Genomic DNA, 11445 nt, shown 5'->3' with positions numbered 1-11445 from the left:
GTCGGATCGGTGAGCAGGCGTGCGGCTGAGCGCACGGTTGGTCACCGATCCGGCTCACCGATGACGTGGACCGGTTCGATCCGGACCTCCCACGTCCCCCGCCGCGCCGCCGAGGCGGCATCGTCCACGACCTCGACGACGCGCCAGTCGCGTCGGACGTCCGACTGGTCGAGACCGCCGGGCTCGTCGTCGGCCATCAGCCGGAAGGTGCACCGACCCGCCGCGACCGAACCGACCTCCGGTGCGAGGAAGCGTGGCGAGATCGACGCGACCGTGCCGTCGCGGAGGCGAGCCGGCCGCGCCTCGTCCGGCACCGCGACGAAGGTCGCCAGCGCGGTGCTCAGCACGGCCGCGCTCGGTGGGCGCGAGCACTCGATCACTCCGGTGAAGGCGTACGTCAGTCGCGTGCCTTCGATGCGCCGCAGCTGGGCGGGCGCGTCCCGCTCACGCGATCGCAGCAGCTCCGAGCAGCCGGCCCGCATGGCGCGCTGGGGCACGACCACGCCCGGGGCCGGCGTGGGCACCTCGCCACCGGACACCAGCCGATCGTCGATCAGCGCCCAGATCGAACACGCGCTCCGAGCGTCCGGGCGGACGACACCCAGCTCGAGCGCCCACCAGGCGAGGAAAGCCACGACGGCCGGCAGGGCCACCCACGCCCAGGCGTCCCGAGTCGAGAACCTCACCGCGACCAGCAGCATGGCGAGAACCGCGACGGCGACGAGCTTGACGACCTCGCGGTCGCGCCAGTCCTTGGGCCCCTCGTCCAGCGTGCCCAGCACTGAACCAACCGCACCGGGCTGCTGCCCCCGTTCGTGACGCCACCGCGCGAAACGGCGCCAGCGTCGCCCGAACGGACGGGCGCGCGCCGCCTCGAGCAGTCTCAGCATGGCGGCATCCTGTCGGGTCACGCGTAGCGGTACGTCGAGAACGCCCCGACGACACCCCGATTCGACGTTTCTGACACACCGGTGTGCTGCAGCAGGCAGGTGTGTCAGGAACGCGGGGGCGGGTCAGAACCGTCGGGGTCAGTCAGCAACGCGGTCGGGTGGGACGCCCCAGGCATCCGCACCCCGCACCTCCCCCGAGCTCACCGGACCCACCGGCGGGATCGGGGTGCTGTGCCCTGCCCGGAACGAGTAGCGTCGGCGACGTGACTGAGCAGCAGCAACGTTCGTACCGACTGCCCGCCACGACCGCCACGACCCGCTCCGGCGCGCCCGAGCCCAGACCGATCGGTCGCATCCCCGTCCAGGACGTCCGTCCTGCCGTCGACGGGGGCGCGCTGCCCACCAAGAGCGTCGTGGCCGAGCCGCTCGAGGTGAGCGCCACGGTCTTCCGCGAGGGGCACGACGCGGTCAACGCCAGCGTCGTCGTGACCGACCCCGACGGAGCCGTCACCTACGTCCCGATGACCTGCACCAACCCCGGTCTCGACCGGTGGGAGGCGCAGGTGGCGGCCGACCGCACGGGGCTGTGGAGCTATCGCATCGAAGGCTGGTCGGACCCCTACGGCACGTGGGCGCACGACGCCGCGATCAAGGTGGCCGCCGGGGTCGACACCGAGCTGATGCTCGAGGAGGGCGCCCGGCTGCTGGAGCGGTTCGCTGCCGAGCTCGACCTCGAGCCGGCCGACCGCACGCTGGTCACCGGCGCCACGAGCGACCTGCGCGACACCGACCTGCCGGTCGACGCGCGGCTCGGCGCCGGACTCAGCCAGGAGCTGCGCGACCTGACCGTGCGCCGCCCGCTGCGCGACGTCGTGAGCGCGAGCCGGACGTACGCCTGGCTCGTCGAGCGAGAGCGCGCGCTCACCGGCGCGTGGTACGAGATCTTCCCCCGCAGCGAGGGGGCGCACCGCGACGAGCAGACCGGCGAGTGGACGACCGGAACGCTGCGCACCGCCGCCGACCGGCTGCCCGGCATCGCGGCGATGGGCTTCGACGTGGTCTACCTGACCCCGATCCACCCGATCGGCGCGGTCAACCGCAAGGGCAAGAACAACACCCTCACCGCCGAGCCCGGCGACCCCGGCTCGCCGTACGCCATCGGCAGCAAGGAGGGCGGCTACGAGGCGGTGCACCCCGAGCTCGGCAGCTGGGCCGACTTCGAGGCCTTCCGCGAGCGCGCCGAGGAGCTCGGCATGGAGGTCGCGCTCGACCTGGCGCTGAACTGCGCGCCCGACCACCCGTGGGTGCAGACGCACCCCGAGTGGTTCACCACGCGCGCCGACGGGACGATCGCCTTCGCCGAGAACCCGCCGAAGAAGTATCAGGACATCTACCCGCTGAACTTCGACAACGACCCCGACGGGCTCTACCGCGCGGTGCGCGACGCGCTCGAGGTCTGGTTCGAGCACGGGGTGCGGATCATCCGGGTCGACAACCCGCACACCAAGCCCACCGAGTTCTGGCAGTGGCTGATCGCCGACGTGGCGCAGACCTACCCCGACGTGATCTGGCTGGCCGAGGCGTTCACCCGCCCGGCGATGATGCACACGCTGGCCAAGGTCGGCTTCCAGCAGAGCTACACCTACTACGCCTGGCGCAACGAGGCGGCCGAGCTGCGGGAGTACTGCGAGGAGCTCGCCGGCGACGCGTCGTACTACATGCGGCCCTCGTTCTGGCCGACCACGCACGACATCCTCACCCCGTTCATGCAGTACGGCGGCCCGACGGCCTGGAAGATGCGGGCGGCGCTGGCCGCGACGCTGGTGCCGACGTACGGCATCTACGCCGGCTACGAGCTGATGGAGAACGTCGCGCGGCCGGGCGCCGAGGAGCAGATCGACAACGAGAAGTACGAGTTCAAGGACCGCCGCTGGGCCGACTACGAGCCGGGCGGTCCCCGCGAGGGGCAGTCGCTCGCGCCGTACCTCACGCGGCTCAACGAGATTCGCCACCAGCACCCGGCCCTGGACTGGATGCGCAACCTGCGCTTCCACGAGACCGACGACGAGACGGTGCTGTGCTTCTCCAAGCGGCGGGTGCTCGACGACGGGACCGAGGACGTCATCGTCGTCGTCGCCGGTTGCGACCCGCACAGCACGCGGCAGACCTGGATCCACCTCGACCTGGCCGAGCTGGGGCTGCAGCCCGACGAGTCGTTCACCGCGCACGACCTGATCACGGGCGCGGAGTGGCGCTGGGGGCAGCACAACTGGGTGGAGCTGGGGGCAGGGAAGGAACCCGTGCACATCGTCCAGGTCAGGAGGTTCTGAGCAGTGGTGCAAGGTCTCAACCTGCAGCAGCCGGGTCTGCGGCACGACCCGCAGTGGTTCAAGAAAGCCGTGTTCTACGAGGTGCTCGTGCGCGGCTTCGGCGACTCGACCGGGTCCGGCTCGGGCGACTTCTCCGGCCTGCTGCAACGTCTCGACTACCTGCAGTGGCTCGGCGTCGACTGCCTGTGGCTGCCCCCGTTCTACGCCTCTCCCCTGCGCGACGGCGGGTACGACATCAGCGACTACACCGCGGTGCTCCCCGAGTTCGGGACGCTGCCGGAGTTCACCGAGCTGGTCACCCAGGCGCACGCGCGCGGCATCCGGATCATCACCGACCTGGTGATGAACCACACCAGCGACCAGCACCCGTGGTTCCAGGCGTCGCGCTCGGACCCCGAGGGCCCCTACGGCGACTTCTACGTCTGGTCCGACACCGACGAGCGCTACCCCGACGCGCGGATCATCTTCGTCGACACCGAGGTGTCGAACTGGACCTTCGACCCGGTGCGCCGGCAGTTCTTCTGGCACCGCTTCTTCTCCCACCAGCCCGACCTCAACTTCGAGAACCCGGCCGTGGCCGAGGCGATGTTCGACGTCATGCGGTTCTGGCTGGACATGGGCATCGACGGGTTCCGGCTCGACGCCGTGCCCTACCTGTTCGAGGAGGACGGGCACAACGGCGAGAACCACCCGCGCACGCACGAGTTCCTCGCCCGGCTGCGCGCCAAGGTCGACGAGGAGTACCCCGGGCGGATCCTGCTCGCCGAGGCCAACCAGCTGCCGCACGAGGTGGTCGACTACTTCGGCACCGAGGAGGAGCCGGAGTGCCACATGTGCTTCCACTTCCCGGTGATGCCGCGGCTGTTCTACTCGCTGCGCGAGGAGAAGGCCGCCCCGATCATCGACGTGCTCGCCGAGACCCCCGCGATCCCGGGCGGCACGCAGTGGGGCACGTTCCTGCGCAACCACGACGAGCTCACGCTCGAGATGGTCACGCCCGAGGAGCGCGCCGCGATGTACGGCTGGTACGCCCCCGACGCCCGGATGCGCGCCAACGTCGGCATCCGTCGGCGGCTGGCTCCGCTGCTGGACAACTCGCGGCCGGAGATCGAGCTGGCGCACGCGATGCTGCTGTCGCTGCCCGGCTCGCCGTGCCTGTACTACGGCGACGAGATCGGCATGGGCGACAACATCTGGCTCGACGACCGCGACGCGGTGCGCACCCCGATGCAGTGGTCGCCCGACCGCAACGCCGGGTTCTCCGCGTCCGACCCGGGCAAGCTCTACCTGCCGATCGTGTCCAGCCTCGTCTACCACTACAACAACGTGAACGTCGAGGCGCAGATGGCGTCGAGCTCCTCGTTGCTGCACTGGGTCCGGGGCATGCTCTCCGTACGCGCGCAGCACCCGGTCTTCGGGCTCGGCGACTTCGTGGTCGCCCCCGCGGACAACGAGGCGGTGCTCGCCTACACGCGCACGATGAGCAAGGCGGACGCCCAGTCCGAGAACGCCCGGCACCGCCGGGTGCTGTGCGTCAACAACCTGTCCTCCCGCCCGCAGGCGACCCGCATCCAGCTGCCCGAGGAGCTGGCCGGGGCCGAGGTCGGCGACCTGTTCGGCGGGGTCGGCTTCCCCGACGTCGCCGACGACGGGACGCTGCAGCTGACCCTGGGGTCGCGCGACTTCTTCTGGTTCTCCCTCACGACCCAGGACAAGGACTGACATGGCGACCATCCACCGGGCCACCCTCGAGCCCGACAAGGTGACGATCGTCTCCCGCTGGATCGCCGACCGTCGGTGGTACGCCGGCACCGGCACGCCCGCGCTGCGCCAGCTGGCGGCGTACCGGTTCGACGACCCCGACGGCGAGGTGGGCCTGGAGACCCTGCTGCTGCTCGACGAGTCCGGGGCCTCGCCGGTGCTCTACCAGGTGCCGCTCAGCTATCGCGGCGCGCCGCTGGAGAGCGCGCCCGAGCGCGCGTTCCTCGGCGAGATGCAGCACTCGGTGCTCGGCACCCGCTACGTCTACGACGCGGCCTACGACCCGGTGTACGCCACCGAGCTGCTGCGCGCGATCGTGCAGGGCGGCAGCGAGGCGGGCCAGGTCGTCGCCGACTCCGGCGAGTCCCGCCCCAGCACCGCGACGTGCAAGGGCAGCGGCCTGCTCGGCACCCGTCCGCGGCACGGCGACGGCACCCAGCACGACCTGGCGGTGACCAGCGCGCGGGTGCTGACCGGTGAGCAGTCCAACACCTCGCTCATCGCCAACGTGACCCTCGACGGCCAGGAGCTGCAGGTCATCACCAAGGTGTTCCGGGTGCTGCACGACGGGCGCAACCCCGACGTGGAGCTGCAGGGCAGCCTCACCGCCGCGGGCAGCACGCGGGTGCCGCGGATGCTCGGGTGGCTGCAGGGCGGCTGGACCGACCAGGCCACCGGGACCCGCCACACCGGCGACCTCGCGATGGCCCAGCAGTTCCTCCCCGGGGTGCAGGACGCCTGGCGCGAGGCGCTGCGCGCGGCCACCGACAACCGCGACTTCACCCGTGAGGCGCGCGCGCTCGGCGAGGCGACGGCCGACGTGCACGCCCAGCTCGCCGCGGGGCAGCCGACCGCCGACGCCGACGCCGAGCGCGTCGCCGGCACCATCGCCGGGATGCGCGCCCGGCTCGAGGAGGCGATCGCGGCCGACCCGTCCGTGGCCGAGCACCGCGACGCCGTCGAGCGGGTCTTCCAGCGGCTGGAGTCGGCCGACTGGCCGCCGCTGCAGCGGGTGCACGGCGACTACCACCTCGGGCAGGTGCTCGACGCCCCCGGCCTCGGCTGGGTGCTGCTGGACTTCGAGGGCGAGCCGCTGCGGCCGCTGGCCGAGCGGGCCGAGCCCGACGCCGCCGTGCGCGACGTGGCCGGCATGCTGCGCTCGTTCGACTACGCCGCCGGGTCGGTCCAGCAGACCGACGGCCTGGACCGCACGGCCTGGGCGCGCGACGCGCGCACCGCCTTCCTCGAGGGGTACGCCGCCGACGGCGGACTGAGCGAGCAGGACCCGCTGCTGCGGGCGTACGAGCTCGACAAGGCGCTCTACGAGCTCGTCTACGAGACCCGCCACCGGCCCGACTGGGTCGGGATCCCGCGTGCTGCGGTGGACCGTCTGGCCACCGCACAGTCGACTGGAGATGACATGAACACCGAACGACCGCAAGGAGATTCGCCGACCACCGCAGGTGCGCGGACCGGTTCCACCGCGTCGTCGGTCTACCTCGCACGCGGCGGGGGCCAGGGTCGCCTCGCGGCTCCCCTGCCCGGTCGGGCCGCCGCCCCCGCAGCCGCGCCCGCGCCCACCACCGGCGGCGACCGCGCCGACGGCTCGGGTCCGGCCCCGCTCGACCACGCCGAGGCCGACCTTCTGCTGCGCGGGCTGCACCGCGGGCCGCACTCCCTCCTCGGGGCGCACCCGAGCAAGAACGGAGCGACCGTGCGCGTGCTGCGCCCGCTCGCCGACCGCGTGCAGCTGCGCCTGGCCGACGGCGAGACGGTCGACCTGCAGCACGACTACGAGGGCATCTGGTCGGGCCTGGTGCCCGGCGACGGGGTGCCCGACTACCGGGTGGTGACGACGTACGACGACGGCGTCGAGCACGTCGCCGACGACCCCTACCGCTTCCTCCCGACGCTCGGCGAGATCGACATCCACCTGATCGGTGAGGGCCGGCACGAACAGCTGTGGCAGGTGCTGGGCGCCCGCGTGCGCACCTATCCCAGCGAGCTGGGCGAGGTGCGCGGCACCTCGTTCGCGGTGTGGGCGCCGCACGCCCGCGCGGTGCAGGTCGTCGGCGACTTCAACCGCTGGGACGGCGGCGGGCACTCGATGCGGGTGCTCGGCAGCTCGGGCGTCTGGGAGCTGTTCGTGCCCGGCGTCGAGCCGGGGAGTGCGTACAAGTTCAACATCCTCAGCGCCGACGGCGAGTGGCGCGCGAAGGCCGACCCGATGGCGCGGCGCGCACAGGTGGCTCCGCAGACGGCGTCGGTCGTCACCGACTCGACCCACGAGTGGGACGACGAGGAGTGGATGCGGCGACGGGTCGAGCACAACCCGCACCACGGGCCGATGAGCACCTACGAGGTCCACCTCGGCAGCTGGCGCCAGGACCACGGCTACCTCGACCTGGCCGAGCACCTGGTCAACTACGTCAAGGACCTGGGTTTCACCCACGTCGAGCTGATGCCGGTCATGGACCACCCCTACCCGCCGAGCTGGGGCTACCACGTCACCAGCTACTACGCCCCGAACGCCCGGTTCGGCAGCCCCGACGACTTCAAGCAGCTCGTCGACACGCTGCACCAGAACGGCATCGGCGTGATCCTGGACTGGGTGCCCGGCCACTTCGCCACCGACGAGTGGGCGCTGGCCCGCTTCGACGGCACCCCGCTGTACGAGCACCCCGACCCGCGGCGCGGCTGGCACCCCGAGTGGGGCTCGTTCATCTTCGACTTCGGCCGGCCGCAGGTGCGCAACTTCCTGGTCGCCAACGCCGTCTACTGGCTCGAGGAGTTCCACGTCGACGGGCTGCGCATCGACGGCGTCGCCTCGATGCTCTACCTCGACTACGCCCGCGGGCACGGCCAGTGGGTGCCGAACCAGTTCGGCGGCAAGGAGAACCTCGAGGCCGTCCAGCTGCTGCAGGAGACCAACGCGACGGTCTACAAGCGGGTGCCCGGCGTGGTCACGATCGCCGAGGAGTCCACCTCGTGGCCGGGGGTCACCGCACCGACGAGCGACGGCGGCCTGGGCTTCGGCCTGAAGTGGAACATGGGCTGGATGCACGACTCCCTGGAGTACCTCGCCAAGGAGCCGGTCTACCGCAAGTACCACCACCACAAGATGACGTTCGGGCTGACGTACGCCTTCAGCGAGAAGTTCGTGCTGCCGATCAGCCACGACGAGGTCGTGCACGGCAAGGGCTCGCTGCTGCGCAAGATGCCCGGCAACCGGTGGGAGCAGCTTGCCAACCTGCGCGCCTACCTGGGCTTCATGTGGTCCCACCCCGGCAAGCAGCTGTTGTTCATGGGCACCGAGTTCGCGCAGGAGGCCGAGTGGGCCGACGGGCGCAGCCTCGACTGGTGGCTGCTCGACCAGCCGGCCCACTGGGGCGTGCACGCACTGACCAAGGACCTCAACCGGATCTACCGCGAGCACCGGGCGCTGTGGGAGTACGACCACGTCCCCGACGGCTTCCAGTGGCTCGACGCCGACGACGCGGCCGGCAACACCTACGCCTTCGTGCGCTACGGCGAGGGCGAGGGCGCCGACCGGCCGAGCGTGGTGGCGATCTGCAACTTCAGCGGGTCGCAGCGTCAGGACCTGCGCATCGGGATGCCGCACCAGGGCCGCTGGCTGGAGGTGCTCAACACCGACGCCGAGGCGTACGGCGGCAGCGGCGCCGGCAACCTCGGCGCGGTCGAGGCCGTCGCCGAGCCGCACCAGGGCCAGCCCGCCTCCGCCCGCGTCACGCTCGGTCCGCTGTCGACCGTGTGGTTCGTCCCCGAGGAGGCCGAGCCGGTCGAGACGACCAAGCCGGCCGAGACCACCAAGCCGGTCGAGTAGGCCGGAGCCTGCGGAGGCCGTATCGAGACCCCGATGATGGTTCGAACGAAGGATGGCGACGATGAGTGACTCCCGTGCAGGGCAGCCGGCCGAGCCGCGCGACCTGGTCGACGTGGCCGCACTGGTCACGGCGTACTACATGACCGAGCCCGATCCGGACGACGTCGACCAGCAGGTCACGTTCGGCACCTCCGGGCACCGCGGCTCCTCGTTCGCCGGCGCGTTCAACGAGGGGCACATCCTCGCGACCACGCAGGCGATCTGCGACTACCGCCGCGAACAGGGCATCGACGGGCCGCTGTTCCTCGGCCGCGACACGCACGGGCTGTCCGAGCCGGCGTGGTCGTCGGCGCTGCAGGTGCTCGCGGCCAACGACGTGACGGTGCTGGTCGACGACCGCGACGGGTTCACCCCGACGCCCGCGGTGTCGCACGCGATCCTGCGCGCCAACCGCGGAAAAGACCTGAGCCGCAAGGGAATCGGGCTCGCCGACGGCATCGTCGTCACGCCGTCGCACAACCCGCCGGCCGACGGCGGTTTCAAGTACAACCCGCCGCACGGCGGCCCGGCCGACACCGACGCCACGACGGTCATCGCCGACCGCGCCAACGCCTACCTGCGCGGCAAGGACGAGCAGGTGCGCCGGGTCTCGCTGGCCCAGGCGCGCGCGGCCGCGCAGACGTACGACTTCCTCGGGACCTACGTCGATGACCTGCCGAACGTCGTCGACCTGGCCAAGGTCAAGGAGGCCGGCATCCGCATCGGCGCCGACCCGCTGGGCGGTGCGAGCGTCGCCTTCTGGGGCGAGATCGCCGAGCGGCACGGGATCGACCTGACCGTGGTGAACCCGCTGGTCGACCCGACGTGGCGGTTCATGACGCTGGACTGGGACGAGAAGATCCGGATGGACTGCTCCTCGCCGTACGCCATGGCGTCGCTGATCTCGCGCAAGGACGAGTTCCAGATCGCCACCGGCAACGACGCCGACTCCGACCGGCACGGCATCGTCACGCCCGACGGCGGCCTGATGAACCCCAACCACTTCCTCGCCGTGGCGATCCAGTACCTCTACGGCGGCGCGCGGCCCGGCTGGCGCTCCGACCGCGTCGGCAAGACGCTCGTCTCCTCCTCGATGATCGACCGGGTGGCCGCCGACCTCGGCAAGGAGCTGTGGGAGGTGCCCGTCGGGTTCAAGTGGTTCGTGCCCGGACTCCTCGACGGCTCGGTCGGGTTCGGCGGCGAGGAGTCGGCGGGCGCGTCGTTCCTGCGCACCGACGGCACCGTGTGGACCACCGACAAGGACGGCATCATCCTGGCGCTGCTCGCCTCGGAGATCCTCGCCGCCACCGGCAAGAGCCCCAGCGAGCACTACGCCGATCTCGTTGCGGCACATGGCGATCCGGCCTACGCCCGGGTCGACGCACCGGCCGACCGCGCGCAGAAGGCCAAGCTCAAGGCGCTATCGCCCGACGACGTCGAGGCCGACTCCCTCGCCGGCGAAGCGATCACCGCGAAGCTCACCGAGGCGCCAGGCAACGGCGCCGCGATCGGCGGGCTGAAGGTCACCACGGAGAACGCCTGGTTCGCCGCGCGCCCGTCGGGCACCGAGGACGTCTACAAGATCTACGCCGAGTCCTTCCGCGGCCCCGAGCACCTCGAGCAGGTGCAGGCCGAGGCGCGCGAGGTCGTGGGCGCGGCGCTGGGTTGAGCGCGCCTGTGCCAGAGTGGCGCCCGTGGAGGACCAGACCGAGACGGGGCGGTTGTTCGTCATCAGCAGCGCCGAGCCGGCGCGCACCACGGTCGGGCGTGCCCTGGCCGAGACGCTGACCAAGGCGGTGTTCATCGACGGCGAGGTCGTCGGTGACGTCGTGGTCAGCGGTCGCGCCGAGGTGGGCGACGAGCCGAGCAGCGAGGCGGTGGAGCAGCTGCTCTTCCGCTACGCCGGCGGGCTGGTGCTGGCCGACACCTACCGCGCCGCCGGGTTCGACGCGGTGATCGCCGAGGAGATCCCGAGCCTGTTCTTCGAGGACTACCTCGAGATCGCCGCCCCCGAGACGCTGCACCTGGTGCTGCTCGGACCGACGGGCGACGCAGGTGCGACCGGCGGCTCGGACGCGGTCGGCCTGCGGCTCGACCCGGCCGAGCGCGACGTGCCGGAGACGGTGCTGGAGATCATCAAGCGCCAGCACGAGGCCGTCGTCGAGACCCCGGAGCGCTGAGGCCGTGGCGACTCCCGATCAACCCGGCCCGCAGCAGAGCGAGTCGCAGCAGCCCGAGCCGCAGCAGCCCGGGCCGCAGCAGAACATCGAGGGCGCCGCCATCATCCTGGCCCTGCTGGCGCTGGTGCTGTCGTGGGTGGGCATGAGCTCGCGGGTCCTGGCCGTGGACTGCGCGCAGGTCGCGTGCGAGACGGGCGTCGCACGCGGCAGCGTGCTCGCGGCCGCCCCGCAGATCCCGCTCGCCGTGGTCGGCATCGCGCTCGCCTGGCTCCGTCGAGGCAAGGGACGGGCGCACCCGCGCCGGCCGATGGCGTACGCCGGGCTCGCGATGCTCCTGTGCTTCGCCGCGGGCATCGCCTGGGTGGTCAGCAGCACCCCCTGACGAGGAGGGGCGTCGACCG

The 11445-nt window shown here is 71.7% G+C and carries 7 protein-coding genes; 6 read left to right on the top strand and 1 reads right to left on the bottom strand.

Annotated features, from left to right (window positions below):
• Nucleotides 1-41: 41 nt before the first annotated feature.
• Nucleotides 42-782, bottom strand: a complete 741-nt coding sequence (locus tag FB554_RS03225; RefSeq protein WP_142004608.1) for a hypothetical protein — start codon at nt 780-782, stop codon at nt 42-44.
• 371 nt (nt 783-1153) lie between these two features.
• Between FB554_RS03225 and FB554_RS03220 the strand changes: the two genes are divergently transcribed.
• The 6 genes from FB554_RS03220 to FB554_RS03195 all read left to right on the top strand — a co-directional run bounded on the left by FB554_RS03220 (nt 1154) and on the right by FB554_RS03195 (nt 11426).
• On the top strand, nt 1154-3220 hold the full coding sequence (locus tag FB554_RS03220) for an alpha-1,4-glucan--maltose-1-phosphate maltosyltransferase (protein ID WP_420809457.1): 2067 nt from the start codon (nt 1154-1156) through the stop codon (nt 3218-3220).
• A gap of 6 nt (nt 3221-3226) precedes the next feature.
• Nucleotides 3227-4942: a maltose alpha-D-glucosyltransferase gene (treS, locus tag FB554_RS03215; RefSeq protein ID WP_142007396.1), complete on the top strand. Its 1716-nt coding sequence runs from the start codon at nt 3227-3229 to the stop codon at nt 4940-4942.
• Nucleotide 4943: 1 nt separating this feature from the next.
• The gene (gene glgB / locus FB554_RS03210) at nt 4944-8825 is read left to right on the top strand and encodes a 1,4-alpha-glucan branching protein GlgB (RefSeq protein ID WP_142004607.1); all 3882 of its coding nucleotides are present in this window, start codon (nt 4944-4946) and stop codon (nt 8823-8825) included.
• Between the two features lie 61 nt (nt 8826-8886).
• Nucleotides 8887-10533 (top strand): phosphoglucomutase (alpha-D-glucose-1,6-bisphosphate-dependent), encoded by a 1647-nt coding sequence (pgm, locus tag FB554_RS03205; protein WP_142004606.1) that lies wholly within the window; start codon nt 8887-8889, stop codon nt 10531-10533.
• 25 nt (nt 10534-10558) lie between these two features.
• Nucleotides 10559-11044 (top strand): hypothetical protein, encoded by a 486-nt coding sequence (locus FB554_RS03200; RefSeq protein ID WP_142004605.1) that lies wholly within the window; start codon nt 10559-10561, stop codon nt 11042-11044.
• Nucleotides 11045-11048: 4 nt separating this feature from the next.
• Nucleotides 11049-11426, top strand: a complete 378-nt coding sequence (locus FB554_RS03195) for a hypothetical protein (RefSeq protein ID WP_142004604.1) — start codon at nt 11049-11051, stop codon at nt 11424-11426.
• Nucleotides 11427-11445: the final 19 nt, after the last annotated feature.

It is taken from the genome of Barrientosiimonas humi (assembly GCF_006716095.1).
Taxonomy (GTDB): domain Bacteria; phylum Actinomycetota; class Actinomycetes; order Actinomycetales; family Dermatophilaceae; genus Barrientosiimonas; species Barrientosiimonas humi.
This window is presented reverse-complemented; position numbering and strand designations above follow the sequence as displayed.

Bases quoted from the DNA above. Each gene is read 5' to 3' on its own strand.
- glgB (WP_142004607.1), top strand. From the start codon at position 4,944: ATGGCGACCATCCACCGGGCCACCCTCGAGCCCGACAAGGTGACGATC.
- pgm (WP_142004606.1), top strand. From the start codon at position 8,887: ATGAGTGACTCCCGTGCAGGGCAGCCGGCCGAGCCGCGCGACCTGGTC.